Genomic DNA, 25,345 nt, shown 5'->3' on the forward strand with positions numbered 1-25,345 from the left:
GGCCCCGTCGCGGGAGGTGCCGGTGGCCGGGCCGGGGCCGCCGTCCGACGGCCCGGTGGTCAGCCGGCCGGGTCCCGGCCCTCCTCGATCGTCTCCCGCACCTCCGCCACCCGCTCCCCCTCCTCCGCCGCGAAGCGCTGCGCGTCCAGCCTCTCGGCGATCTCCTCGTCCTGGTTCATCAGCAGGTCGAGGTCGCAGTCGCCCAGCTCCAGGACGCCCATGTCGACGTAGGCCTGCTGCAGGCGCCTGCCCCACAGGCCGATGTCGCGTACGCAGGGCACGATGCGGCTGAAGAGCAGTCTGCGGAACAGGGCCAGGAACTGCGACTGCTCGCTGCAGGACTCCGCCTCGGCCTTCGGGATGCCGAAGTTCTCCAGCACCTCCACGCCGCGCAGCCGGTCCCGCATGAGGTGGCAGCCTTCGATGACGAACTCCTCGCGCTCGCGCAGCTCGGCGTCGGTCAGCTGCCTGTAGTAGTCGCGCAGCGCCATGCGCCCGAAGGCGACGTGCCGGGCCTCGTCCTGCATGACGTACGCCAGGATCTGCTTCGGCAGGGGCTTGTCGGTCGTGTCCCTGATCATGCCGAAGGCGGCCAGGGCCAGGCCCTCGATCAGCACCTGCATGCCGAGGTAGGGCATGTCCCAGCGCGAGTCGCGCAGGGTGTCGCCCAGCAGGGACTGGAGGCTGTCGTTGATCGGGTACAGCAGCCCGATCTTCTCGTGCAGGAAGCGGCCGTAGATCTCGGCGTGCCGGGCCTCGTCCATGGCCTGGGTCGCCGAGTAGAACTTCGCGTCCAGGTCGGGGGCCGATTCCACGATGCGCGCGGCGCAGATCATCGCGCCCTGCTCGCCGTGCAGGAACTGGCTGAACTGCCAGGAGGCGTAGTGCCGGCGCAGTTCGCCCTTGTCCTTCTCGCTCAGCCTGGCCCAGTGCCGGGTGCCGTACAGGCTCATCGCCTCGTCGGGGGTGCCGAGCGGATCGTACGGATCGACCTCCAGGTCCCAGTCGATCCGCTTCTGCCCGTCCCACTGCTTGTCCTTGCCCTTCTGGTAGAGGGCCAGGAGGCGGTCGCGGCCGTCGTCGTACTCCCAGCTGAAGCGGGCCGCGGCGGTGGCGGGCACCTGCCACCGGGTGTCGTCCGGGCCGTCGGCGTACAGGTCGGAGGTCGGCATGTCCCGCAGGCTCCCAAGCCGTGGACTCCGGGTCAACAAGTCGCGCGCGGGGGATTGACGAGCTTGCTGACAGGCAGTCTCATAAGGGCAAGGTGACGTGAGCACAACGAGGTGGGACAGCGATGACGACCCTGACGGAAGCCGACGCGCTCGACGGCCTGCGCGACGCGCTCGGCCTGCTCAAGGACCGTGAGCAGGTGGCCCGGCGGCTGCTCGACTCCTCCGCCAAGCACTCCTTCGACCCGGACGAGGAGCTGGACTGGGACGCGCCCTTCGAGGAGGGCAAGTGGTTCTGGCCGCCGGAACTGGTGTCGCTGTACGGCACGCCGATGTGGAAGCGGATGGGCGAGGAGCAGCGGATCCTGCTCTCCCGGCACGAGGCCGCGGCGCTCGCCTCGCTCGGCATCTGGTTCGAGATCATCCTGATGCAGCTGCTGGTGCGGCACATCTACGACAAGCCGGCGACGAGCGCGCACGTGCGGTACGCGCTGACGGAGATCGAGGACGAGTGCCGGCACTCGAAGATGTTCGCGCGGCTGATCGAGCGCGGCGGGACCCCGTGGTACCCCGTCAGCCGGGTGCACCAGCAACTGGGGCGCCTGTTCAAGACCGTCTCCACCACGCCCGGGTCCTTCACGGCGACCCTGCTCGGCGAGGAGGTCCTGGACTGGATGCAGCGGCTGACCTTCCCGGACGAGCGGGTGCAGCCGCTGATCCGGGGCGTCACGCGCATCCACGTCGTGGAGGAGGCGCGGCACGTCCGCTACGCGCGCGAGGAACTGCGGCGCCAGATGGTCACCGCCCCGAAGTGGTCGCAGGAGTTCACGCGGATCACCTCCGGGGAGTTCGCTCGGGTGTTCTCCGTGGCGTTCGTGAACCCGGAGGTGTACACGAACGTGGGGCTGGACAAGCGGGAGGCGCTCGCGCAGGTGCGGGCCAGCGGGCACCGGCGGGAGGTCATGCAGAACGGGGCGAAGCGGCTGACCGACTTCCTGGACGACATCGGGGTGCTGCGGGGGGTCGGGCGGCGGCTGTGGAAGTCGTCGGGGCTGCTGGCGTAGGGGCGCGAGGGCAGGAGGCGCGGGAGCAGGCGCTCGCCGGTCCGGGCGGTCCGCCGCCCGCCCACGCCGAACCACCGGAGGCCCCCGCCCGCGGCTGCGCGGGCCCGCGCGCCCGCATTACGCTGCCGGGCATGACACCCGCCGCCGCCACCCCCGCCTACCGGCGCCTCAGTGTCGAGGAGCGTCGCAGTCAGTTGCTCGCCGCCGCGCTGTCGCTCTTCGCGCACCGCGCGCCCGAGGACGTCTCCCTGGACGACGTGGCGGAGGCGGCCGGGGTGTCACGTCCCCTGGTGTACCGGTACTTCCCGGGCGGCAAGCAGCAGCTGTACGAGGCCGCGCTCAGGTCCGCCGCCGAGGAGCTGCGGCACTGCTTCGACGAACCGCGCGAGGGCCCGCCGCTCCCCCGCCTGTCCCGGGCCCTGGACCGCTACCTCGCCTTCGTCGACCAGCACGACACCGGTTTCAGCGCCCTGCTCCAGGGCGGCAGCGTCGTGGAGACCTCGCGGACGACGGCCATCGTCGACGGCGTGCGCCGGGCCGCCGCCGAGCACATCCTCAGCCATCTGGGGGTCGCCGAGCCCGGCCCCCGGCTGCGGATGACCGTCCGCATGTGGATCACCGCCGTGGAGGCCGCCTCCCTCATCTGGCTCGACGAGGACAAGCAGCCGCCCGCCGAGGAGCTGCGGGACTGGCTCGTCGAGCAGTTCGTCGCCGTCCTGTCGGTGACGGGGCGGCGTGACCCGCAGACCGGGGAGCTGGTCCGGGCGCTGGCCGCCGATGGCTGACACTGGTGCCGTGAAGAGCGCAGACACCCCCTTCGAGGGCGGGCCCATGGACGGACGGGTGCTGCCCGTGCTGCTGGGCATCACCGGGCACCCGCCCAAGACCTACCGCATCCCCGTCCCGGCCCCGGACGGCGGGCCGTCCACCGTGCTCGTCTACCGGCGCGTCCCCCGGGCGCAGGGCAGGCTCGGGCTGACGCAGGGGTGGAAGTACGTCCACGACTCCGAGGGCGAGGCGGGCGGCCGCCCGAGGTGGCCGTGGTCCGGGCCCGGCCGCCGGCCGGACGCCACGCCGGGCGGCAAGCCGGACGACACCGACGGGTGACGCCGTTGCGCCGACCGCGCACACCCGGCGCGCGGACGGCGCCCGCCCGTCCCATGCTCACGGTGCGAAGCGGCCGACGAGGCCGCCGCGAAGAGCGGCCGAACGCCGCGCATACGCACCGGAGGTGATGATGTGTCAGGAAGGTCGGGAAGGCTGGTCCGTCTGGTCTGCACGGCGGCGCTGACGGCCGGAGCCGTCCTCGCTCCCGTGCCCGCCACCGCCGCGCCCGGCCCCCAGGGCCGCAAGCCGTCCCAGCAGCCGCAGGAGCCCCAGGAGCCCCCAAAATCCCCGGTCCGCTCCGTGACCGGCCTGCTGACGGACCTTCAGCGGCTGTACCGGGAGGCGGAGAAGGCGGCCGAGGCGTACAACGCCACCGACGAGGAGCTGAGGAAGCAGCGCGCCGAGGTCGAGCGGCTGGACCGGGCCCTGGTCCGCGCCCGGCTCTCCCTGCGCGACAGCCGGGGCGCCGCGGGCCGGCTGGCCCGGCAGCAGTACCAGAGCCGCACGGACCTCTCCCCGTACGTACGGCTGCTGCTCGCGCGCGATCCGCAGCGCGCGCTCGACCAGGGTCATGTGATCGGGCAGGTGGCGCGGCACCGGGCCGCGACGGTGGAGCGGCTGGCCGCCGGCGAACGCAGGGCCGACGCGCTGGCCCGCAGGGCGCGCAAGGCCCTGGACGGCCGGCTCGTCCTGGCCGAACGGCGCAGGAAGGAGCGGAACGCCGTACGGAAGCGGCTGCGCGACGTCGAGGAACTGCTCGCCTCGCTCAGCAACGGGCAGCTCGCCGCGCTCGCCGCGCTCGAGAAGAACGGCGCCGAGCGGGCCCAGGAGGAGTTCATGGCCTCCGGTGCCGGTGGCGCGCCCGGCAGCGCGCGCACTCCGTCCCGGAAGGGCGCCCTGGCCGTGCGCTACGCCGTGGCGCAGCTCGGCAAACCGTACGAGTGGGGGGCGGAGGGGCCGGAGTCGTACGACTGCTCGGGGCTGACCTCCCAGGCGTGGGCGTACGCCGGGACGCCCATCCCCCGGACCAGCCAGGAGCAGTGGAAGCGGCTGGAGCGGATCCCGCTGAGCGAGCTCAGGCCCGGTGACCTGGTGGTCTACTTCCCCGGGGCCACGCACGTGGCGATGTACCTGGGCGACGGGACGGTCGTGCAGGCGCCCCGGCCCGGCGCGCGGGTGAAGGTGTCGCCGATCGCGGCCAACCCGGTGCTGGGCGCCGTGCGCCCCGACCCCGGCGGGCGGCCCCTGCGGCGGTACGTGCCGCCGACGCTGCCCGAGGGCGCGACCGACGGGCCGGACGAGGGGCACGCGTCGGTCACGGCGCCGGACGGCTCTGCCGGCTGAGCGCCGCGGCCGGGCCGGGACCGCTCGGCGCCGGGGCGGTCCCGTCACGCGCCGGGTGTCCGCGGCGCTCCGCCCGGCCGGACGCCGGCCGGGCAGGTCCCGGCCGGCACGGCCGCACCGTCCTCGGCGAGGCGGAGGGCGGTCAGGCGCCCGCCGCCCCCGAGACCTCCATCAGGTAGGCCTCGGTCTTCTTCGGGTCGTAGAAGAAGTTCTCGAAGTCGGCCGGGTTGTTGAAGCCGTTGGCGAAGCGGTCGGCGACCGGCTGGATCTCGCCGGCCGCGCCGATCAGGTTCAGGACGTGCTCCGGCGGCGGGGCGAGCATGGTGTTGGTCCACTTGGTGACGTGCTGGGCCGTGTCCCAGTAGCGGTCGAAGGTGGCCCTCATCCACTCCTCGTCGAAGGGCTTGTCGCCGCGTTCGAGGATCGAGGCGAGGTAGGCGGCGGCGCACTTGGAGGCCGAGTTGGAGCCCTGGCCGGTGATCGGGTCGTTGGCCACGACCACGTCGGCCACGCCCAGGACCAGGCCGCCGCCGGGCAGGCGGCCGACCGGGTTGCGGACGGTGGGGGCGTAGCGGCCGGCGAGGGTGCCGCCCGCGTCGGTCAGCTCGACCTTGGTGGCCCGCGCGTACTCCCAGGGGACGTACCGCTCCATGAGTTCCAGGGTCAGGGAGAGGTGCTCCGCGGGGTCCTTGACGCCGTTGAAGACGTCCAGCGGGCCGCCGGGTATGCCCTCCCAGAACAGGATGTCGGCACGGCCGGAGGTGGTCAGGCACGGCATGACGAACAGCTCGCCGACCCCGGGGACGAGGTTGCAGCGGACCGCCTCCGTGTCCGGGTGCTCCGGGCGCGGGCCGAGGCCGTGCACGTACGACACCGCCAGCGCGCGCTGCGGCTCGCTGTACGGGGAGCGCTCGGGGTCGCGGGCGAACATCTGCACCAGCTCGCCCTTGCCCGCCGAGACCAGCACCAGGTCGTAGGTGCGGGAGAAGTAGTCGAGGTCGCCGACGGCGGCGCCGTGGATGACCAGCTGGCCGCCGCGCTGCGCGAACGTCTCCATCCAGCCGGCCATCTTCACCCGCTGGTCGATGGACTGGGCGTACCCGTCCAGCTTGCCCACCCAGTCGATCGCACGGGCCGCGGGGCCCTCGGCCCAGGAGCCGGGGGCGGCGACCGAGACGCCGAGTCCTTCGATCTTCGGGGCCTGGGACTCCCAGAAGTTCAGCTGGAGATCGCGCTCGTGCTGGAGTGCCGTGTGGAACATGCACTGCGTCGACATGACCCGGCCGGTGCGGATCTCGTCCGCCGTCCGGTTGGACATCAGGGTGACCTCGTACCCGTGCGACTGGAGGCCGAGGGCGAGCTGGAGGCCGGACTGGCCGGCTCCGACGACGAGTATCTTCCGCATGCGGGGTGACTCCTAGGTGGACTACGACTTGGCCTACTCGGGGGTTTCCTCGAGTGCGTGGGCCACGAGCGCCAGAAGGGTCTCGATGACCGAAATCCGACGCCGCGCGTCCATGATCATGACAGGTATGTGCGCGGGGATGGTAAGGGCCTCCCGCACGTCCTCCGGTTCGTACAGCGTGCTGCCGTCGAAGTGGTTGACCGCGACGACGTACGGCAGCCCGCAGCTCTCGAAGTAGTCCAGCGCCGGGAAGCAGTCCTTCAGGCGGCGGGTGTCGGCCATGACGACGGCGCCGATCGCGCCGCGCACCAGGTCGTCCCACATGAACCAGAACCGCTGCTGGCCCGGTGTGCCGAACAGGTACAGCACCAGGTCGTCGTCGAGGGTGATGCGGCCGAAGTCCATGGCCACCGTGGTGGTCAGCTTCTCCGGCGTGGCGGTGAGGTCGTCGTGCTCCTCGCTCGCCTCGGTCATCAGCGCCTCGGTCTGCAGGGGCATGATCTCCGAGACGGAGCCGACCAGTGTGGTCTTGCCGACGCCGAAGCCGCCCGCCACCACGATCTTCGTCGCGATCGGGGCACGGGTGGTGTCCGTCTGCCAGGGCCGCAAAGTCTCGTCGGGCTCGACGAGCGGGGTTACACCAGAGACACCGTGAGCGGCGTCAGAGACGACGGAGTCCACTCAGCACCCTTTCCAGCAGAGCCCGGTCCGGGCGGCCCGCGCCGTGGCCGGTTCCCGTTCCGTACACACGGATCTTTCCCTGGTCCGCGAGGTCGCTGAGGAGCACGCGGACCACACCGAGCGGCATCTTCAGCAGCGCGGCGATCTCGGCCACCGTACGCATACGGCGGCACAGTTCGACGATGGCCCGCATCTCCGGCATGATCGCCGACCTCAGCGAGCCGTTCGTCAGCTCCTTGCGCTCCTGCGGGGCGTCCAGCGCGGCCGTGCTCGCCACGAACGTCTCGACGAGCAGGACGTGGCCGAAGCGGGTACGGCCGCCGGTGAGCGAATACGGGCGGACCCGGGCGGGTTTGCGGTCGCCGCCCCGGACCGGGAGCTGATGTTTCCTCGTACTGCTCATCGGGCGCTCCCTGTCGACTCGGCCTCGAGGGACTTGCGTAGCTCGGTGCGGAGTTCGGGGGTCAGGACATGTCCGGCGCGGCCGACGAACAGCGCCATGTGGTAGGCCACCACGCTCATGTCGCAGTCCGCGGAGCCGTGCACGCCGAGCAGCGAGCCGTCGCTGATCGACATCACGAACAGACTGCCCTCGTCCATCGCGACCATCGTGTGCTTGACCGCGCCGTAGTCCATCAGCTTGGCGGCGCCCACGGTGAGGCTGCCGATGCCGGAGACGATGGTGGCCAGGTCGGCGGAGGAGCCGCGCGGTCCGGTGCGCTGGGCTCCGCGGGTCTGCCGGGCCTCCTCGATCCGTCCGGCGTCGGAGGACAGGAGCAGCAGTCCGTCGGAGGAGACCACCGCGACCGAGAGGATGCCGGGCACCTCCTCGACGAGGTTGCTCAGCAGCCACTGCAGATTGCGGGCCTCACTGCTCAGTCCGAAGGTACTGGGCGCGGTCAACTGCTTGCCTCCTCGACTGTGCCCCCCGTGGCTTCTTCGGATTCTGCGGTTCCTGCGTACGGCGACTTGTTCTGGCCGGTTTTCTCGGCGATCTCCGCCTCCACGTCGCGGTAACCCGCCTGTGCCCCCTGGCGGAAGCCGCCCAGACGCCGGCGCAGGGCCTCGGCGTCGACGGAGCCGGACCGCCGGCGCGGGGTCTGTGCGGGTGCAGTGATCTTGGGTGTGCGCTTGGGGAGGCCCTTGTCGGTGACGAGTTCCTCCTCGTCGGGGGTGCGTTCGTGTTCCGCCTCGGCTTCGCCTCCGGCCGGGCCGTTCCCGCCCGCGCCGTCCGTACGGTTCCCGTGGGCGGGTGCGGGCGCTCCCCGCGGGGTGCCCTCGTCCGCGGCGGCCGGCCGGTCCCCGTCGTCCGTCCGGTCCGCCTGCCCCTGCTGCTGTGCGGGGATCAGCAGTTCCATCGTGGTCTCGGCGGAGGTCTCCGGCGCGTGCTCCGCGGCGGACTTCTCCGTGCCGCCGTCCCTCGCCGCCTCCGCGGCCTTCTCCCGTACCGTCCTCTCCGCCAGCGCCACCAGCGGGTCCGCGTCCTGCGTACGGCCGTGCAGGACGTTGGAGTTGGCCTCGGCGTCGGCGCCGGGCAGGGAGAAGGCCTGGGTGGTGCCCGCGACGGGGCCGGAGCTCGCGACGGCGGCCGGCGGGGCCGCGGCGAGCAGCGTCTTCGGCAGCACCACCACGGCGGCGACACCGCCCTGCTTCTGCTCGCGCAACTGCACCCGCACACCGTGCCGGTGCGCGAGGCGGGCCACCACGTACAGGCCGAGGCCGAGACCGTCCTCGCCCTCCTGGTCGTAGGGGGACTCGGGGTCGAAGTCGGCGAGGCGGGCGTTGAGGCGCTCCAGCCGGTCCTCGGCCATGCCGATGCCCTCGTCCTGGACGGAGAGCATCACCTCGCCGTTCTCCAGCAGCCAGCCGGAGACCTCGACGGGCAGCTCGGGCGGGGAGAACGAGGTGGCGTTCTCCATGAGTTCGGCCAGCAGGTGGGAGAGGTCGTCCGCGGCGAACCCGGCGATGTGCGCGTGCGGCGGCAGCGCGGCGATGCGCACCCGCTCGTAGCGCTCGATCTCGCTGACCGCGGCCCGGACGACGTCGACGAGCGGCACGGGGTGGGCGGTGTGCTGGACGTGCTCGGTGCCGGCGAGGACGAGGAGGTTCTCGCTGTGCCGGCGCATGACCGTGGCGAAGTGGTCCAGCTTGAAGAGGGTGGCGAGGCGCTCCGGGTCCTGCTCGCGCTCCTCCAGGCCCTCGATGACGGACAGTTGCCGCTCCACCAGGCCGAGGGTGCGCAGCGCCAGGTTGACGAAGGTGCCGCCGATGGCGGTGCGCAGCCGCTCCATCTGGGCGGTGACCTCGGTGAGTTCGGCGCGCAGCTCCTCGCGGGCGTCGGCCATCCTCTGGCGCTGGCCGACGAGGTGCTTGCGGTCGGACTCCAGGGTGGTGACGCGCTCGGCGAGGGCGGCGGCGTGCGCGTGCAGGGCGTTGACGGAGCGGACGACCTGGGCGAACTCGTCGTTGCGGCCGGTGAAGGTGACGGGTTCCTCGGCGGCCGGGTTCTCCGCCTCGGCGAGACGGGCGGAGCCACGGCGCAGCACGGACAGCGGGCGCGTGAGGGTGCGGGCCATGGCGGTGGCGACGCCGACGGCGATCAGCATCAGGGCGCCGAGGACCGCGATGCGGATCTCCAGCGCGGTGACGTCGTCGTCGCGCAGCGCCTCCAGGTCCTTGGTGCGCCGGTCGTAGAGGGCGGACTCGGCGCCCCGCATCAGGTCGACGCGGGCGGAGAGGGCGGCCTCCAGCTTCTTGGCGTCGGTGCCGAGTTCGCTGTCGGAGAGGGCCGGCTGGTCGGTGAGGGCGGCGAGGTACTTCTCGGCGGAGTTGACCTCGGGGCCGGTGACGGTGGAGTCGTAGGAGGCCCGGGCGGACTTGGGCGCGGTGGCGCGGAAGTCGGCGAGGGCCGCGTCGGAGCGCAGCCGGGCCTGCTGGGCGGCAGCGGTCAGCGCGTCGCGCCGCTCGGCGTCGGCGTCCGAGGAGCCGGAGGCCGTGGTGGGCAGGCCGGTGACCGGGTCGATGACGGTCCGGGTGCTGCGCGGCACGCTGAGGGCCGCGAGCAGCAGGCCGCGGGCGGCGGCGGCCTGCTGGACGGCGGAGTCCAGCTCGGCGAGGGCGTGGGCACCGGCGCCGGCGCGCGGCGGGAGCTGTCCGGCCAGCCGCTCGGCGAGGCGGTGCAGCTCGGTGATGGCGGCGGAGTACGCCTGGTGCGCCTCCAGGGCGCCGCTCTTGCCGGTGAGCGCCGCTCGCCGTACGGCCGCGATGTCGTCGAGGTCGGAGCGCAGCGAGGCGGGCGTGTCGGTGTCGGAGCGCAGTTCCTCGACCTGCCGGTCGACGCGGGCGCTGCGCTGCTCGGAGGGCGCCTTGGACTTGGGGCGGCCGGCGGCGATGTAGGAGGTGACCTCGTCGCGTTCGTCGGCGAGGGAGTGGGCGAGGACCAGGGCGTCCTGGGTCCGCCCGGCGAGTGTCACCAGGTTCTGGGTGTCGTGGAGTTGCCCGGAGGCGGCCAGGACGGACGGGGTGCCGGCACCGGCGATCGCGGCGGCCACCACGGCCACGGCGACGATGAGCCGGTTGCGCACGTGGGTCGGGCGGCCCTTGCCGGTGAGGGGCGTGTGCTCGGCATCCTCCGTGGGGGCCGTCTGCTTGCCTGTGCGACGAGGCCGCGTCTTCTGCACCGGTGCTCGCATTCCTGACTCGTGTACCCATGGGCCCGGGTGACGCTCCGTCAACCGGCGCGTACTCCGGGTGCTGTTCCCGACCCTCCCAGTGCCGGTGGGCAGTGGACGCGCATCACCTGACCCGCCACCCGAAGGAGTGAACCCCGGAGGGGAGTTGGCGGGCAAGTTCCCCTGGCGCGTGCGCCCGCCTCGCGCGGCACGCCGGTTGGACGTCCGGGGCGGCCGGTGGCAGTATTCGCCACCACACCTTCCCAGAGCACGACTTTACCTCCCAAAACCGGCGCCCGACCTGCGCACGCGCACCCTTCCGGCCACACATGCCGGTCTTTTGCGGACGGTGTGAAGGGCTCGTGCAGACTGGCCGAATGCGTACGGAGCTTGTTTCGGTGCCCGGCACCCCGGACCGCCCCAACGAGGACTTCGCGAGCGTCGGAGTACCCGCTTCCGGACAGGGCGGTTCGCTGGTCGTCCTGGACGGGGTGACGCCGCCGAGGGGCGGGACGGGCTGTCTGCATTCCGTCCCCTGGTTCACCGCGCGCCTCGGCGGGGCCCTGACCGAACTGACCGTTTCACTCCCGGATGTTCCCCTGACCGACGTCCTGTCCCGCGCTCTCGTGCATACCGCCGAGGCACATGCCTCAACCTGTGACCTTTCTCACCCCCGGACGCCCCAGGCGACGGTGGTCGTGGCCCGCTGGTCGCCGGTCGCGGTCGAGTACCTGGTCCTGTCGGACTCGGTCCTGCTGCTCGAGTCCACCGACGGCTCGGTCACCGCCGTCCTGGACGACCGCCTGGCCCGCCTGCCCCGCGCCGCCCTGGCCACGGACGCCCTGGTGGACGCGACGGTCCGCAACAAGGAGGGCGGCTTCTTCACGGCGGCGGCGGATCCGGCGGTGGCCGGCCGGGCGGTGACGGGGGTGCTGCCACGGGACGAGGTGCGCGCCCTGGCGGCCCTCACGGACGGGGCGGCGCGCTGGGTGGAGACGTTCCGCGAGGGCGACTGGGGCGACTGCCTCACCCTGGTGCGCAAGGAGGGCGGGCAGGCGCTGGTGGACCGGGTGCGGGCCCGGGAACGGGCGGACGGGGACCGGGTGTTCCTGGGGCGGGGCAAGCGGCACGACGACGCGACGGTGGTGTACGCGGAGCTGTGAGGGCCGGGTGACGGGCGCGGGCGGCCCCGCCTGAGGGCCGGGTGACGGGCGCGGGCGGCCCCGCCTGAGGGCCGGGTGACGGGCGCGGGCGGCCCCGCCTGAGGGCCGGGTGACGGGCGCGGGTGGCCCCGCCGGGCCGTGGGCGGCCCGGAAAGGGCCTGCGCAGCCCCGGGGCGCGAGCCCGGCAGCCCGGAAAGAGCCTGCGAAGTCCCGGGGCGCGAGCCCGGCAGCCCCGGAAAGGGCCCGCGGAGTCCCGGGGTGCGAGCCGGAGGGAACCTGCGGAGTCCCGGGGCGCGAGCCGGAGGGTCCGGGGCCGGAAGACCGCGCGGGCGGGCCGGGGCCCCGCGCGGCTACTTCTCCATCCCCCGGTTCAGCTGGTGCAGCAGCCGGGCCAGCTCGGTGACCTCGTGGGGGTCCCAGTCGGCGAGGCGGCGGGCGTAACGGGCGCGGCGGGCCTCACGGACCCGGCTCACCCGGTCGTGGCCCTCCTGGGTGAGGGTGACCAGCCAGGCGCGGCCGTCGGCGGGGTCCGGCTCGCGGACGACCAGGCCGAGCTCCTCCAGGGCGCGCAGCTGACGGGACATCGTGGCCTTGCCGACGCCGATGTAGGCGGCGAGCTCGGTGGCCCGCTGCGGGCCGTGCTCGTCGAGGCGCACGAGGAGCCCGTACGCGGACGGCTCCAGGTCCGGGTGGACCTCACGGGCCATCTCCCCCTGGTTGGCCCGGGCGCGTCGCAGCAGCACCGTCAACTCGCGTTCCAGGGCCAGGAATCCGGGCTGCTCCATTCCGCTCGCGGACATCCCGGACCCGGTTCTCCGCCCGTCGCCGTTCGCGTCTTCGTGCACGTCAGTCCCTGCCTCGTGTTTTCCGGCCGTGAAATTTCCCGCCCGTCGCCGCCATCGCCGCAGCTCCGCCAGTATTTCGCAGGCGTAGACCAACGGCAGCCCCACGGTCCCCCTCCCGGGCGCGGTCCACGTGCGCGGCCCCTCCACCGGGAAAGAGATTGCCATGCACACGACATACACGGGGCCGCGTGCCGTCCGGTCCGGTCGCCGGCGGCCACGGCGGGTCCGCCGGGCCGGCGGCCGCCGCGTGCGGTGAAGGCCCGGGCCTCCCTCACGAGGACCCGGGCCTTCCCTCATCCGGTGGCGTCCGTCACGCCGCCACCGGAACCTCCGGCGCCGCGCCGTTCGTCGCCGGCGACAGCGCCAGCTCCAGCACCTGGCGGACGTCGGTGACGGTGTGGACGTCGAGCTTGTCCAGCACCTCGGCCGGGACGTCGTCCAGATCGGGCTCGTTCCGCTTGGGGATGATCACGGTGGTGACGCCCGCCCGGTGCGCGGCGAGCAGCTTCTGCTTCACGCCGCCGATGGGCAGCACCCGCCCGGTCAGCGAGACCTCGCCGGTCATCGCCACGTCGGTGCGGACCAGGCGGCCGGAGAGCAGCGAGGCGAGGGCCGTGGTCATCGTGATGCCTGCGCTCGGGCCGTCCTTGGGGACCGCGCCCGCCGGGAAGTGGATGTGCACGCCCCGGTCCTTCAGGTCGCCCACCGGCAGTTCGAGCTCGGCGCCGTGGGAGCGCAGGAAGCTGAGGGCGATCTGCGCGGACTCCTTCATCACGTCGCCCAGCTGACCGGTCAGGGTCAGGCCCGCCGCGCCCGTCTCCGGGTCGGCCAGCGACGCCTCGACGTACAGCACGTCGCCGCCCGCTCCCGTCACCGCCAGGCCGGTCGCCACGCCCGGCACCGAGGTGCGCCGCTCGGCCGGGTCCTGCGCGGACTCGGGCACGTGGTGCGGCCGGCCGATCAGGTCGCGCAGGTCGCCCTCCGTGACGGTGAACGGCAGCTTCCGCTCCCCCAGTTCGTGCTGGGCGGCCACCTTGCGCAGCAGCCGCGCGATGGAACGCTCCAGGGTGCGCACGCCCGCCTCGCGCGTGTACTCGCCGGCCAGCTTGCGCAGCGCGCCCTCCTCGACGGTCACCTCGTCTGCGCCGAGCCCGGCGCGCTCCAGCTGGCGCGGGAGCAGGTGGTCCCGGGCGATGACGATCTTCTCGTCCTCGGTGTACCCGTCCAGGCGGACGATCTCCATGCGGTCGGCCAGGGCCTCCGGGATGGCCTCCAGGACGTTGGCGGTGGCGAGGAAGACCACGTCCGACAGATCGAGTTCGACCTCCAGGTAGTGGTCGCGGAAGGTGTGGTTCTGCGCCGGGTCCAGGACCTCCAGCAGGGCCGCGGCCGGGTCGCCCCGGAAGTCGGAGCCCACCTTGTCGATCTCGTCGAGCAGCACGACCGGGTTCATCGACCCGGCCTCCTTGACGGCCCGGACGATCCGGCCGGGCAGCGCGCCGACGTACGTGCGCCGGTGCCCGCGGATCTCGGCCTCGTCGCGGACGCCGCCGAGGGCGACCCGGACGAACTTGCGGCCCATCGCGTGGGCGACGGACTCGCCGAGCGAGGTCTTGCCGACGCCGGGCGGCCCGACGAGCGCGAGCACGGCACCGCCGCGCCGCCCGCCGACCACGCCCAGCCCCCGCTCGGCGCGCCGCTTGCGCACCGCCAGGTACTCGGTGATCCGCTCCTTGACGTCCTCCAGGCCCGCGTGCTCGGCGTCGAGGACGGCCTTGGCGCCCTGGATGTCGTAGGCGTCCTCGGTGCGCTCGTTCCACGGCATCTCCAGCACCGTGTCGAGCCAGGTGCGGATCCACGAGCCCTCGGGCGACTGGTCCGAGGCCCGCTCCAGCTTGTCGACCTCCTTGAGGGCCGCCTCGCGGACCTTCTCGGGCAGGTCGGCGGCCTCCACACGGGCGCGGTAGTCGTCGGACTCCTCGCCCTCCTTCTCGCCGTTGAGCTCGCGCAGCTCCTTGCGGACGGCTTCGAGCTGCCGGCGCAGCAGGAACTCGCGCTGCTGCCGGTCGACGCCCTCCTGGACGTCCTTGGCGATGGACTCGGCGACGTCCTGCTCGGCGAGGTGGTCGCGCAGCTGCTGGGTGGCGAGCTTCAGGCGGGCGACCGGGTCGGCGGTCTCCAGCAGCCGGACCTTCTGCTCGGTCGTCAGGAAGGGCGAGTAGCCGGAGTTGTCGGCGAGCGCGGAGACGTCGTCGATGGCCTGGACGCGGTCGACGACCTGCCAGGCGCCGCGCTTGCGCAGCCAGGCGGTGGCGAGGGCCTTGTACTCCTTGACCAGCTCGGTCACGTGGCCGGGCAGCGGGTCCGGCACGCGCTCGTCGACCGTCGTGGCCTCGACCCACAGCGCCGCACCCGGCCCGGTGGTCCCGGCACCGATCCGCACGCGGCCGCGGCCGCGGATCAGGGCGCCCGGGTCGCCGTCGGCCAGCCTGCCGACCTGCTCGACCGTGCCGAGGACGCCGGTGCCGGCGTACGTCCCGTCGACGCGTGGCACCAGGAGGACCCTGGGCTTTCCGGGCTGTGACTTGGCGGCGGCCTGCGCGGCCTCCACCGCGGCGCGCACCTCGGAGTCGCTCAGGTCCAGCGGGACCACCATCCCGGGCAGCACGACCTCGTCGTCGAGCGGCAGCACGGGCAGGGTGAGCGGTGTGTCGGCCGAGGACTCAGTAGCCATGATCTCCCCTTCGGCAGTCAAGTTGAGTTATGCCGACTCAATGCTCGTGAGCGGTCGAATGTTCCCCGGGGTTGTTCGCTCTGAGCGATCAAGGGTGTCGAGAGGGGCGATCCACCGCATACCGTCACCCGGTAATAACCGAAGGCCAGCCTGGACCATTACGGGGGCACTGTGGACGGAATCGTACGGGCCTGGGTGGACGGATGGGTCGTCTCGCGCGGGGCGGCGCCCCCCGTTGAGGAGCCGTGGGGCTGCACGATCGACGTCGGCGTCGAGCACCACGTCACCCGGCACGTGTTCGGCGCGCTCCGCGAGGAGACCGAGGAGGCCGACGGGGCGGCCGTGCGGAAGGTCGCGGGCGCGGTGACCGGCACCGGGGTGTGGCTGAAGGTGTTCCGGGAGCCCGGGGTGGTCGGCGGATGGCTCGGCGCGGGGTGGTGGGTCGACCCGGAACCCGGGTACCTCATGACCGCGCCGCTCACACCGGCGGCCGGCGGGCCGGCCCTCCCCGACGGCTACCGGCTGCGCACCTGGTCGCGCGGCGGCGTCATCCGCGCGATGGTGGCCGCGCCCGACGGCTCCTGGGCCGCGCGCGGCCAGATCGCGCCGACCGGCGCGACCGCCGTCGCCGACCAGATCGAGACCTCCCCGGCCCACCGGCGCCGCGGGCTCGGCAGCGCCGTCGTGCGGACGCTGCAGCGGGCGGCGGCCGGCCGGGGCGCGGAGACCGGCGTACTGGCGGGGACCCCGGCGGGGCGGGCGCTGTACGAGTCGCTGGGGTGGACGGTGGCGGCACCGCTGACCAGCGCGAAGTTCATGGGCCCGGGGGGCGGGGCCGACGCCGGCTGACGTGCCGGGGCGGGCGGCGCGGCGCCGCCGGACGTCCCGTCCGGGAGGGCGCGGACCGGAGGACCCGCCGGTCGCCGGCCGGGCCGCAGCGCCCCACGGCGGCGGCGAAGCGGTCACGGCCCGGCGTCCCCGACGGCACGGCGGGCCCCGTCCTTCCCCGCACGGAAATCCCGGGGATCCGGCCCCCGCGCCACCGCGTGGGCGGCTGGGAAAATCCCGTGAGGGTTCTTCGGAGAACCTGTCAGGATGAGCGGATGTCCTCCTCGTACGACATCCCCGAAGTCCTGGACCGTCGCGAGGGCCCGCACGGCGAGGTCGTGCTGCGGCGGCACGGCGGCCTGCTGCAGATCATCGCCAACGGCTGCTTCCTGATGGACACCTCCGACGGCCGCTCGGAGCGGCGGCTCGTCGACGCGGCGCTCGGCGCCCTCGACGGGCGGCCGGACCCCCACCTCCTCCTCGGCGGCCTCGGCGTCGGCTTCTCGCTCGCACACGCCGCCGCGAACCCCCGCTGGGGGCGGATCACCGTCGTGGAACGCGAGCGGGCCGTCATCGACTGGCACCGCGACGGCCCGCTGGCCGCGTTCTCCGCGGCCGCCCTCGCCGATCCGCGCGCGGACGTCCTGGAAGCGGATCTCCTGGCGTACGTCAATGAGACGTCCGCCACATTCGACGCGCTGTGCCTGGACATCGACAACGGGCCCGGCTGGACCGTCACCGAGGACAACGCGGGCCTGTACTCCCCGGCCGGACTCGCAGGCTGTGCACGGGTGTTGAGGCCGCGGGGGGTGCTGGCGGTCTGGTCGGCGCAGCCCTCTGCGGAATTCGAAGAAACCTTGTGGAATGCCGGGTTCCAGCAGGTGCGTACCGAAGAGATCCCCGTTGCCCGGGGCGTGCCCGACGTCGTGCATCTCTGCGTCAGACCTGGATAGCAAAGGGAAGCGGACTCCCCGTACGCTGCTGCCCTGACGCCGATCATTCAAGCGTCAATCGCAACCATGCGCAGACCGAGGAACCACCCCACGGGTTCCGGAAAGCACACTTCAGGGGCGGGCGATGGAGCAGACACACACCTCCCACAACGGCACGGCGACGGCTACCCCGGGCGCACAGCGCCGGGTCCTGGTGGTCGAGGACGACGCGACGATCGTGGACGCCATCGCGACCCGCCTGCGCGCCGAGGGATTCCTGGTGCAAACGGCCGGCGACGGCCCGGCCGCCGTCGACACGGCGGAGGCCTGGCAGCCCGACCTGCTGATCCTCGACATCATGCTGCCCGGCTTCGACGGCCTGGAGGTCTGCCGGCGCGTGCAGGCCCAGCGGCCCGTTCCGGTGCTGATGCTCACCGCGCGCGACGACGAGACCGACATGCTGGTCGGGCTCGGTGTCGGCGCCGACGACTACATGACGAAGCCGTTCTCGATGCGGGAGTTGGCGGCCCGCGTGCACGTGCTGCTGCGCCGCGTGGAACGGGCGGCCCTCGCCGCCGCGACGCCGCGCAGCGGCATCCTGCGCCTCGGCGAGCTGGAGATCGACCACGCCCAGCGCCGGGTGCGGGTCAAGAGCGAGGACGTCCACCTGACGCCCACCGAGTTCGACCTGCTGGTGTGCCTGGCGAACACCCCGCGCGCGGTGCTCTCGCGCGAACAGCTGCTGGCGGAGGTGTGGGACTGGGCGGACGCCTCCGGCACCCGCACCGTGGACAGCCACATCAAGGCGCTGCGCCGGAAGATCGGCGCCGAGCGGATCCGCACCGTGCACGGGGTCGGCTACGCCCTGGAGACGCCGGCGCCATGAGCCGCGGGCCGGCCGCACGGAGAGGCCCCGGGGAGCCGGATCCCTGGGGCGGCGTACGCCCGTTCTCGATCAAGACGAAGCTGGGCGCTCTGGTCGTCACCTCGGTGCTGATCACCACGGGTCTGTCGGTGATCGCGGTGCACACCAAGACGGAGCTGCGCTTCATCACGGTCTTCTCGATGATCGCCACGCTGCTGATCACACAGTTCGTGGCGCACTCGCTGACCGCGCCGCTCGACGAGATGAACGCCGTGGCCCGCTCGATCTCGCAGGGCGACTACACCCGCCGGGTGCGTGAGAACCGCCGTGACGAGCTGGGCGACCTGGCCCAGACGATCAACGTCATGGCCGACGAGCTGGAGGCCCAGGACCGCCAGCGCAAGGAGCTGGTGGCCAACGTCTCGCACGAGCTGCGCACGCCGATCGCGGGCCTGCGCGCGGTGCTGGAGAACATCGTCGACGGGTTCACGGAGGCCGACCCGGAGACGATGCGCACGGCCCTGAAGCAGACCGAGCGCCTCGGCCGGCTGGTGGAGACGCTGCTGGACCTGTCCCGCCTGGACAACGGCGTGGTCCCGCTGAAGAAGCGGCGGTTCGAGGTGTGGCCCTACCTGTCCGGTGTGCTGAAGGAGGCCAACATGGTGGCCTCGGTGCGGGCCGGCATCGCCACGGGCTCGGGCAGCCACACCCGTACGGACGTCCACCTGCACCTGGACGTCTCGCCGCCGGAACTGACCGCGCACGCCGACCCGGAGCGCATCCACCAGGTCGTCGCCAACCTCATCGACAACGCGGTCAAGCACAGCCCGCCGCACGGCCGTGTGACGGTCAAGGCGCGGCGCGGGCCGCAGCCGGAGTCGCTGGAGCTGGAGGTGCTGGACGAGGGTCCCGGCATCCCCAAGTCCGAGTGGCACAGGGTCTTCGAACGGTTCAACCGCGGCAGCGCCGGCCGGTCGCAGGGACCGGGCAGCGACGGCGGCACGGGTCTCGGCCTGGCGATCGCCCGCTGGGCGGTGGATCTGCACGGCGGCCGGATCAGAGTGGCCGAATCCGAGCGGGGTTGCCGGATCCTTGTCACCCTTCCGGGAGTTCCCTCCGTGCCGAGTTGACGTAAAGTTCGAAGCGGAGCCACAAGATCCACCGGCATCCGCGCTGACGGACACGTGTGATCAGGCACAGGCCCGCGCCTCCTGCGCGCCGGGCCGGGCTCTCTCCTTCCCACCTGAGGCGGAACCACGCTTGTTTCCCGCCATTTCAAGCCCCGAAACACGCTCCGAGATGTGACTTACGCGACGATGAACGGGCCCGGCCTGACCTTCGCGCTCCGGGAGGCGTAGCCTTTATTTCCGCTGTCCATCACCTTGTGAAGCGGAAGAGGGCGGTTGCCGCCGTGTCGCCACAGTCCCCCAGTAACTCGAGCATCTCGACCGACACCGACCAAGCCGGGAAGAACCCCGCGGCCGCGTTCGGTCCCAACGAGTGGCTCGTCGACGAGATCTATCAGCAGTACCTCCAGGACCCCAATTCGGTAGACCGCGCCTGGTGGGACTTCTTCGCCGACTACAAGCCGGGGGCGGCCGCCGCCCCGGCTCCGGCGGGTACCGCGGCCGCGGGGGCCGCGGGGACCACCAGCACGGCTCGGCAGGCCGCTCCGGCCGCCCCGGCGCAGCCCGCGCCCGCGGCTCCCGCCCCGGCGGCTCCGAAGCCCGCGGCCGCCGCCCCGGCCAAGCCCGCCGCCGAGGCCCCGGCGCCCGCGAAGGCCGCCGCGCCCGCTCCGGCCGCGAAGCCGAAGGCCGAGCCCGCCGCCGAGGCCCCCGCCGGCCCGGAGAACGTGACGCTGCGCGGCCCCGCCGCCGCCGTCGCGAAGAACATGGACGCCTCCCTGGAACTGCCCACGGCCACGTCCGTGCGCGCGGTCCCGGTGAAGCTGCTGTTCGACAACCGCATCGTCATCAACAACCACCTCAAGCGGGCCCGCGGCGGGAAGATCTCCTTCACGCACATCATCGGCTACGCGATGGTCCAGGCCATCAAGGCGATGCCGTCGATGAACTGGCACTACGCGAAGGTGGACGGCAAGCCCACCCTGGTCAAGCCGGACCACGTCAACCTGGGCCTGGCCATCGACCTGGTCAAGCCGAACGGTGACCGCCAGCTCGTCGTCGCGGCGATCAAGAAGGCCGAGACGCTGAACTTCTTCGAGTTCTGGCAGGCCTACGAGGACATCGTCCGCCGCGCCCGCGACGGCAAGCTGACGATGGACGACTTCACCGGCGTCACGGTCTCCCTGACCAACCCCGGCGGCCTCGGCACGGTCCACTCGGTGCCGCGCCTGATGCCCGGCCAGTCGGTGATCATGGGCGTCGGCTCCATGGACTACCCGGCGGAGTTCCAGGGCACCAGCCAGGACACCCTGAACAAGCTCGGCATCTCCAAGGTCATGACGCTCACGTCGACCTACGACCACCGGGTGATCCAGGGCGCCGCCTCCGGCGAGTTCCTCCGCCAGGTCGCCAACCTGCTCCTGGGCGAGAACGGCTTCTACGACGACATCTTCGAGGCGCTGCGCATCCCCTACGAGCCGGTCCGCTGGCTCAAGGACATCGACACCAGCCACGACGACGACGTCACCAAGGCCGCCCGCGTCTTCGAGCTGATCCACTCCTACCGGGTCCGCGGCCACGTCATGGCCGACACCGACCCGCTGGAGTACCGCCAGCGCAAGCACCCCGACCTGGACATCACCGAGCACGGCCTCACCCTGTGGGACCTGGAGCGGGAGTTCGCCGTCGGCGGCTTCGCCGGCAAGTCGATGATGAAGCTGCGCGACATCCTCGGCGTGCTGCGCGACTCGTACTGCCGCACCACCGGCATCGAGTTCATGCACATCCAGGACCCCAAGCAGCGCAAGTGGATCCAGGACCGCGTGGAGCGCCCGCACTCCAAGCCGGAGCGCGAGGAGCAGCTGCGCATCCTGCGCCGCCTGAACGCGGCGGAGGCCTTCGAAACCTTCCTGCAGACGAAGTACGTCGGCCAGAAGCGCTTCTCCCTGGAGGGCGGCGAGTCCGTCATCCCGCTGCTCGACGCGGTGCTGGACTCGGCGGCCGAGTCGCGCCTGGACGAGGTCGTCATCGGCATGGCCCACCGCGGCCGCCTGAACGTGCTGGCCAACATCGTCGGCAAGTCGTACGCGCAGATCTTCCGCGAGTTCGAGGGCAACCTCGACCCGAAGTCGATGCACGGCTCCGGCGACGTGAAGTACCACCTGGGCGCCGAGGGCACCTTCACCGGCCTGGACGGCGAGCAGATCAAGGTTTCGCTCGCCGCGAACCCCTCGCACCTGGAGGCGGTGGACCCGGTCCTGGAGGGCATCGCCCGCGCCAAGCAGGACATCATCAACAAGGGCGGCACGGACTTCACCGTCCTGCCGATCGCGATCCACGGCGACGCGGCCTTCGCGGGCCAGGGCGTGGTGGCCGAGACCCTGAACATGTCGCAGCTGCGCGGCTACCGCACCGGCGGCACGGTCCACGTCGTCATCAACAACCAGGTCGGTTTCACCGCGGCCCCCGAGTCCTCGCGTTCCTCCATGTACGCGACGGACGTGGCCCGCATGATCGAGGCCCCGATCTTCCACGTCAACGGCGACGACCCGGAGGCTTGCGTCCGCGTGGCGCGCCTGGCCTTCGAGTTCCGCCAGGCCTTCAACAAGGACGTGGTGATCGACCTCATCTGCTACCGCCGCCGCGGTCACAACGAGTCGGACAACCCGGCCTTCACCCAGCCGCTGATGTACGACCTGATCGACAAGAAGCGCTCGGTGCGCAAGCTCTACACCGAGTCCCTGATCGGTCGCGGCGACATCACCCTGGAAGAGGCCGAGCAGGCGCTGCAGGACTACCAGGGCCAGCTGGAGAAGGTCTTCACCGAGGTCCGCGAGGCCACCTCGCAGCCGACGGTCGTGGAGACCTCCGACCCGCAGGCCGAGTTCCCGGTCGCCGTGAACACCGCGGTGACCACGGAGGTCGTCAAGCGGATCGCCGAGTCCCAGGTCAACATCCCCGACCACATCACCGTCCACCCGCGTCTGCTGCCGCAGCTGCAGCGCCGGGCGGCGATGGTCGAGGACGGCACCATCGACTGGGGCATGGGCGAGACCCTCGCCTTCGGCTCGCTGCTGCTGGAGGGCGTCCCGGTCCGCCTGGCGGGCCAGGACTCCCAGCGCGGCACCTTCGGCCAGCGCCACGCGGTCATCATCGACCGCAACACGGGCGAGGAGTACACGCCGCTGCAGTACCTCTCCGAGGACCAGGCGCGCCTGAACGTCTACAACTCCCTGCTGTCCGAGTACGCGGCGATGGGCTTCGAGTACGGCTACTCGCTGGCCCGCCCCGACGCGCTCGTGCTGTGGGAGGCCCAGTTCGGCGACTTCGTCAACGGCGCGCAGACGGTCGTGGACGAGTTCATCTCCTCGGCGGAGCAGAAGTGGGGCCAGACCTCCGGCGTCACGCTGCTCCTCCCGCACGGCTACGAGGGCCAGGGCCCGGACCACTCCTCGGCCCGCCCCGAGCGCTTCCTGCAGCTGTGCGCCCAGAACAACATGACGGTCGCCATGCCGACGCTGCCGTCGAACTACTTCCACCTCCTGCGGTGGCAGGTGCACAACCCGCACCACAAGCCGCTGGTCGTCTTCACCCCGAAGTCGATGCTGCGCCTGAAGGCCGCGGCCTCGAAGGCGGAGGAGTTCACCACGGGCCAGTTCCGCCCGGTCATCGGCGACACGTCGGCCGACCCGGCCGCGGTGCGCAAGGTCGTCTTCTGCGCCGGCAAGGTCTACTACGACCTGGAGGCCGAGCGCCAGAAGCGCGGCGTGACGGACACGGCGATCATCCGCATCGAGCGCCTGTACCCGCTGCCGGGCACCGAGCTCCAGGCGGAGATCAAGAAGTACCCGAACGCCGAGAAGTACCTGTGGGCCCAGGAAGAGCCGGCCAACCAGGGCGCCTGGCCGTTCATCGCCCTGAACCTGATCGACCACCTGGACCTGGCGGTCGGCGCGGACATCCCGCCCGGCGAGCGCCTGCGCCGCATCTCGCGCCCGCACAGCTCGTCCCCGGCCGTCGGTTCCGCCAAGCGGCACCAGGCGGAGCAGGAGCAGCTGGTGCGCGAGGTGTTCGAGGCGTAGCCGCCTGCCCTCGCGGGTCGTACGCGGCCGGGCCGCACCCCCGTTCGGGGTGCGGCCCGGCCGCGTTCGCGCACTTATCCTTGACCGCATGTACTTCACGGACCGTGGCATCGAGGAACTGGAGAAGCGGCGCGGCGAGGAGGAGATCACCTTCGAGTGGCTCGCCGAACAGCTGCGGACGTTCGTGGATCTGAACCCGGACTTCGAGGTGCCGGTGGAGCGGCTGGCGACCTGGCTGGCGCGCCTGGACGACGAGGACGACGCGTAGGGATCCGAGGGCGGGCCCGGGGGCGGGGGGGCCGGGGGCGGAGGGTCGTGCCGAAGGGGCGCCCGCGGGCGCCCCTTCGGCGTGTCGCCCGCACGGGGGTCGCCTCAGTCGCGGGGGTGCGCCAGGTCGTACACCAGCCCCAGCACGCCCTGCGCCAGCAGCAGCGCCCCCGCGGCGAACCAGCCGCCGCTGCGCCGCCGTACGCCCCGGACCAGGAGGGGAACGCCGGCCGCCACCTGGGCGAGGGCGAGGACACGGACCGCGGGGCCGCCGGCCCAGGGCAGCCAGGGGCCGAACCGGCTGCCGCCGGTCGCGTGATGGCGCGGGCGGGTCGCCTCCCGCCCTCCGGGCGGGCCGACCGGGACGGTGCCGGGGTGGCGCCGTGCCGCCTCGCCGAGCCGGTCCGCGGGTTCCCCGGGCGCGAGTCCGCCGGGCAGGCGGACGCCCACGCGGGTGAGGACCGCCAGCAGGGCGCGCATGCGGGCGCGGGCGTCGGAGGCGGGGTCCGGCCGCGTCAGGGGGCCGAGGGCCCGCAGGTCCAGTACGGGGTCGAGGCCGAGGCGGGCGGCGAAGGTGCGCATCGCCTCGTCCTCGCCGGCCGGGGTGCCTCCCGCGAGCCAGTCGTAGCCGACCGGGCGGCGGAAGCCGGACGCGAGGACGTAGCCGGCGCGGTCGGCGTCCCACCACAGGGCGAGCACGGGCCAGGGGCCGGCGACGGCCAGGGCCGTGGCCCAGCCGGTGACCACGCGGTCGACCGGCTCGCCGCCGCGCAGCCAGGGCCCGCCCTCGGGGACGAGGACGCTCCACTCCTCACCGGCCCGGGCGAGCAGCATGCGCTCGCGCAGCAGGGGGGCGACGGGGGCGACGGACCCGGGTCCCGTCCGGCACAGCAGGAGGGCACCGGGGGCGGAACCGGCCCGGCGGCCGGACGTGGGCTCATCCGTCGGCATGGTCACAGGCTAGGGCGCTTTGCCGCTTTTTTCCCGACAGGCGGTCACTGGAACGAGTGTCTTGACTTTCGATGGGCGCGATATATCGTGAATAACGTAAGACGCGATATGGCGTGTCGAGGAGGTCTGTCCATGTCCCCCCGTGCAGAGTGGTCCGTCGCCGAGCCGGCGAAGCTCGCCTTCGACGAGCCGGTCGGCGAGCTCCACGTGCGCATCGTCAACGGAACGGTGAACGTCGTGGGGACGGAGGAGGGTTCCGCCCGCCTGGAGGTCACCGAGATCGAGGGCCCTCCCCTGGTGGTCACCCTGCGGGGCGGCACGCTGACGGTGGCCTACGAGGACCTGCCCTGGAAGGGCTTCCTGAACTGGCTCGACCGCAAGGGCTGGCGGCGCAGTGCCGTCGTCTCCCTGGCCGTCCCGGTGCGCACGCGGGTGGAGGTGGGAGTGGTCAGCGCCGCGGCCGTCGTCTCCGGGATCGACGGACGCGCCGAGGTCAAGGGCGTTTCCGGGGACACCACCCTGGTGGGCCTCGGCGGGCCGGTGCGCGCGGACACCGTGTCGGGCGACGTGGAGGCACAGGCGCTCGGCGGCGATCTGCGGTTCCACTCCGTCTCCGGGGACCTGACCGTGGTGGACGGCGCCGGCTCCTCGGTGAAGGCGGACTCCGTGAGCGGCTCGATGATCGTGGATCTCGACCCGGCGGGCGGTCCGACCGATGTGAGCCTGACCAGTGTCTCGGGGGAGATCGCCGTCCGGCTGCCCCATCCGGCGGACGCGCAGGTGGAGGCGAACACCGCCAGCGGCTCGGTCTCCAACGCCTTCGAGGACCTGCGGGTCACCGGCCAGTGGGGCGCCAAACGGATCACCGGCCGGCTCGGCGCGGGCAACGGCAGACTGCGGGCCACCACCGTCTCCGGCTCGATCGCCCTGCTGCGCCGCCCGCCCCGGGAGGACGAGCCGTGGGAGACGGGGCCCGGCAGCGCGGCCTCGCCGGGCGGCGACCCGGCCGGCGGACCGGAGGGCCACTCGGGGGACAATTCCGTTTCCGGCCCGGGCGAGGGTCCCGCCACCAGCGCCCCGGCCGACGGCACGACCGACAAGAAGGTGCTCTGA

Annotated in this window: 21 protein-coding genes; 12 read left to right on the forward strand and 9 right to left on the reverse strand. The window is 72.7% G+C overall.

Annotated elements, in window-relative coordinates; genetic code table 11:
* Positions 1-59 precede the first annotated feature (59 nt).
* Complete coding sequence (locus tag AB0L29_RS11425) at positions 60-1,172, reverse strand: ferritin-like domain-containing protein (protein ID WP_365825783.1); 1,113 nt, start codon at positions 1,170-1,172, stop codon at positions 60-62.
* A 122-nt stretch (positions 1,173-1,294) separates the two neighbouring features.
* Here AB0L29_RS11425 and AB0L29_RS11430 point away from each other — a divergent pair, with 122 nt between their 5' ends.
* The 4 genes from AB0L29_RS11430 (at position 1,295) to AB0L29_RS11445 (ending at position 4,684) form a co-directional block, all read left to right on the forward strand.
* Complete coding sequence (locus AB0L29_RS11430) at positions 1,295-2,233, forward strand: diiron oxygenase (RefSeq protein WP_365825785.1); 939 nt, start codon at positions 1,295-1,297, stop codon at positions 2,231-2,233.
* Between the two features lie 131 nt (positions 2,234-2,364).
* Positions 2,365-3,018 (forward strand): TetR/AcrR family transcriptional regulator, encoded by a 654-nt coding sequence (locus tag AB0L29_RS11435; RefSeq protein ID WP_365825787.1) that lies wholly within the window; start codon positions 2,365-2,367, stop codon positions 3,016-3,018.
* A 10-nt stretch (positions 3,019-3,028) separates the two neighbouring features.
* Positions 3,029-3,340: a hypothetical protein gene (locus AB0L29_RS11440; protein WP_365825789.1), complete on the forward strand. Its 312-nt coding sequence runs from the start codon at positions 3,029-3,031 to the stop codon at positions 3,338-3,340.
* Positions 3,341-3,472: 132 nt separating this feature from the next.
* A complete protein-coding gene (locus AB0L29_RS11445) occupies positions 3,473-4,684 on the forward strand; it encodes a C40 family peptidase (protein WP_365825791.1) in 1,212 nt (403 codons plus the stop codon).
* A gap of 142 nt (positions 4,685-4,826) precedes the next feature.
* On the opposite strand, the gene AB0L29_RS11450 is transcribed toward AB0L29_RS11445, so the two are convergent.
* The 5 genes from AB0L29_RS11450 to AB0L29_RS11470 are packed head-to-tail and all read right to left on the reverse strand — an operon-like array spanning position 4,827 to position 10,450.
* A complete protein-coding gene (locus AB0L29_RS11450; RefSeq protein WP_365825793.1) occupies positions 4,827-6,089 on the reverse strand; it encodes a styrene monooxygenase/indole monooxygenase family protein in 1,263 nt (420 codons plus the stop codon).
* A gap of 33 nt (positions 6,090-6,122) precedes the next feature.
* Positions 6,123-6,770 (reverse strand): ATP/GTP-binding protein, encoded by a 648-nt coding sequence (locus AB0L29_RS11455; RefSeq protein ID WP_365825795.1) that lies wholly within the window; start codon positions 6,768-6,770, stop codon positions 6,123-6,125.
* Positions 6,751-7,173, reverse strand: a complete 423-nt coding sequence (locus tag AB0L29_RS11460; protein WP_365825797.1) for a DUF742 domain-containing protein — start codon at positions 7,171-7,173, stop codon at positions 6,751-6,753. The genes AB0L29_RS11455 and AB0L29_RS11460 overlap by 20 nt, the downstream gene beginning before the upstream one ends.
* Positions 7,170-7,673 (reverse strand): roadblock/LC7 domain-containing protein, encoded by a 504-nt coding sequence (locus tag AB0L29_RS11465; RefSeq protein ID WP_365825799.1) that lies wholly within the window; start codon positions 7,671-7,673, stop codon positions 7,170-7,172. Before AB0L29_RS11465 ends, AB0L29_RS11460 begins: the two co-directional genes overlap by 4 nt.
* Positions 7,670-10,450: a nitrate- and nitrite sensing domain-containing protein gene (locus AB0L29_RS11470; protein WP_365825801.1), complete on the reverse strand. Its 2,781-nt coding sequence runs from the start codon at positions 10,448-10,450 to the stop codon at positions 7,670-7,672. The genes AB0L29_RS11465 and AB0L29_RS11470 overlap by 4 nt, the downstream gene beginning before the upstream one ends.
* Positions 10,451-10,818: 368 nt before the next feature.
* On the opposite strand from AB0L29_RS11470, the gene AB0L29_RS11475 reads away from it, so the two are divergent.
* Positions 10,819-11,604, forward strand: a complete 786-nt coding sequence (locus tag AB0L29_RS11475; RefSeq protein ID WP_365825803.1) for a protein phosphatase 2C domain-containing protein — start codon at positions 10,819-10,821, stop codon at positions 11,602-11,604.
* Positions 11,605-11,954: 350 nt separating this feature from the next.
* Here AB0L29_RS11475 and AB0L29_RS11480 read toward each other — a convergent pair whose 3' ends face one another.
* Together AB0L29_RS11480 and lon are read right to left on the reverse strand one after the other, a co-directional pair.
* Positions 11,955-12,449: a MarR family transcriptional regulator gene (locus AB0L29_RS11480; protein ID WP_365825805.1), complete on the reverse strand. Its 495-nt coding sequence runs from the start codon at positions 12,447-12,449 to the stop codon at positions 11,955-11,957.
* Between the two features lie 310 nt (positions 12,450-12,759).
* Positions 12,760-15,183 carry an endopeptidase La gene (gene lon, locus AB0L29_RS11485; RefSeq protein ID WP_365825807.1) on the reverse strand — a complete coding sequence of 808 codons (2,424 nt, stop codon included), beginning with the start codon at positions 15,181-15,183 and terminating at the stop codon, positions 12,760-12,762.
* 171 nt (positions 15,184-15,354) lie between these two features.
* Here lon and AB0L29_RS11490 point away from each other — a divergent pair, with 171 nt between their 5' ends.
* From AB0L29_RS11490 to AB0L29_RS11515, 6 genes are all read left to right on the forward strand, one after another.
* Complete coding sequence (locus tag AB0L29_RS11490) at positions 15,355-16,032, forward strand: GNAT family N-acetyltransferase (protein ID WP_365825809.1); 678 nt, start codon at positions 15,355-15,357, stop codon at positions 16,030-16,032.
* A gap of 254 nt (positions 16,033-16,286) precedes the next feature.
* Positions 16,287-16,964 (forward strand): spermidine synthase, encoded by a 678-nt coding sequence (locus AB0L29_RS11495; RefSeq protein WP_365825811.1) that lies wholly within the window; start codon positions 16,287-16,289, stop codon positions 16,962-16,964.
* Between the two features lie 124 nt (positions 16,965-17,088).
* Complete coding sequence (locus AB0L29_RS11500; protein ID WP_365825813.1) at positions 17,089-17,829, forward strand: response regulator transcription factor; 741 nt, start codon at positions 17,089-17,091, stop codon at positions 17,827-17,829.
* Positions 17,826-18,938 carry a HAMP domain-containing sensor histidine kinase gene (locus AB0L29_RS11505; RefSeq protein ID WP_365825815.1) on the forward strand — a complete coding sequence of 371 codons (1,113 nt, stop codon included), beginning with the start codon at positions 17,826-17,828 and terminating at the stop codon, positions 18,936-18,938. Before AB0L29_RS11500 ends, AB0L29_RS11505 begins: the two co-directional genes overlap by 4 nt.
* Before the next feature lie 281 nt (positions 18,939-19,219).
* On the forward strand, positions 19,220-23,014 hold the full coding sequence (locus AB0L29_RS11510) for a multifunctional oxoglutarate decarboxylase/oxoglutarate dehydrogenase thiamine pyrophosphate-binding subunit/dihydrolipoyllysine-residue succinyltransferase subunit (protein WP_365825816.1): 3,795 nt from the start codon (positions 19,220-19,222) through the stop codon (positions 23,012-23,014).
* 88 nt (positions 23,015-23,102) lie between these two features.
* A complete protein-coding gene (locus AB0L29_RS11515) occupies positions 23,103-23,282 on the forward strand; it encodes a DUF6104 family protein (protein ID WP_365825817.1) in 180 nt (59 codons plus the stop codon).
* A gap of 104 nt (positions 23,283-23,386) precedes the next feature.
* Here the strand turns inward: AB0L29_RS11515 and AB0L29_RS11520 are convergent, their stop codons facing one another.
* The gene (locus tag AB0L29_RS11520) at positions 23,387-24,232 is read right to left on the reverse strand and encodes a hypothetical protein (protein ID WP_365825819.1); all 846 of its coding nucleotides are present in this window, start codon (positions 24,230-24,232) and stop codon (positions 23,387-23,389) included.
* Positions 24,233-24,364: 132 nt separating this feature from the next.
* Between AB0L29_RS11520 and AB0L29_RS11525 the strand changes: the two genes are divergently transcribed.
* Positions 24,365-25,345 (forward strand): DUF4097 family beta strand repeat-containing protein, encoded by a 981-nt coding sequence (locus AB0L29_RS11525; protein WP_365825821.1) that lies wholly within the window; start codon positions 24,365-24,367, stop codon positions 25,343-25,345.

The sequence above is a fragment of the Streptomyces sp. NPDC052701 genome (genome assembly GCF_040678355.1).
Taxonomy (GTDB): domain Bacteria; phylum Actinomycetota; class Actinomycetes; order Streptomycetales; family Streptomycetaceae; genus Streptomyces.

What these genes read in the sequence shown, in the direction of transcription:
- AB0L29_RS11425 (WP_365825783.1), bottom strand. Translation starts at nt 1,172, where the DNA reads ATGCCGACCTCCGACCTGTACGCCGACGGCCCGGACGACACCCGGTGG.
- AB0L29_RS11430 (WP_365825785.1), top strand. Translation starts at nt 1,295, where the DNA reads ATGACGACCCTGACGGAAGCCGACGCGCTCGACGGCCTGCGCGACGCG.
- AB0L29_RS11435 (WP_365825787.1), top strand. Translation starts at nt 2,365, where the DNA reads ATGACACCCGCCGCCGCCACCCCCGCCTACCGGCGCCTCAGTGTCGAG.
- AB0L29_RS11450 (WP_365825793.1), bottom strand. Translation starts at nt 6,089, where the DNA reads ATGCGGAAGATACTCGTCGTCGGAGCCGGCCAGTCCGGCCTCCAGCTC.
- AB0L29_RS11460 (WP_365825797.1), bottom strand. Translation starts at nt 7,173, where the DNA reads ATGAGCAGTACGAGGAAACATCAGCTCCCGGTCCGGGGCGGCGACCGC.
- AB0L29_RS11475 (WP_365825803.1), top strand. Translation starts at nt 10,819, where the DNA reads ATGCGTACGGAGCTTGTTTCGGTGCCCGGCACCCCGGACCGCCCCAAC.
- lon (WP_365825807.1), bottom strand. Translation starts at nt 15,183, where the DNA reads ATGGCTACTGAGTCCTCGGCCGACACACCGCTCACCCTGCCCGTGCTG.
- AB0L29_RS11495 (WP_365825811.1), top strand. Translation starts at nt 16,287, where the DNA reads ATGTCCTCCTCGTACGACATCCCCGAAGTCCTGGACCGTCGCGAGGGC.
- AB0L29_RS11500 (WP_365825813.1), top strand. Translation starts at nt 17,089, where the DNA reads ATGGAGCAGACACACACCTCCCACAACGGCACGGCGACGGCTACCCCG.
- AB0L29_RS11505 (WP_365825815.1), top strand. Translation starts at nt 17,826, where the DNA reads ATGAGCCGCGGGCCGGCCGCACGGAGAGGCCCCGGGGAGCCGGATCCC.
- AB0L29_RS11515 (WP_365825817.1), top strand. Translation starts at nt 23,103, where the DNA reads ATGTACTTCACGGACCGTGGCATCGAGGAACTGGAGAAGCGGCGCGGC.
- AB0L29_RS11520 (WP_365825819.1), bottom strand. Translation starts at nt 24,232, where the DNA reads ATGCCGACGGATGAGCCCACGTCCGGCCGCCGGGCCGGTTCCGCCCCC.
- AB0L29_RS11525 (WP_365825821.1), top strand. Translation starts at nt 24,365, where the DNA reads ATGTCCCCCCGTGCAGAGTGGTCCGTCGCCGAGCCGGCGAAGCTCGCC.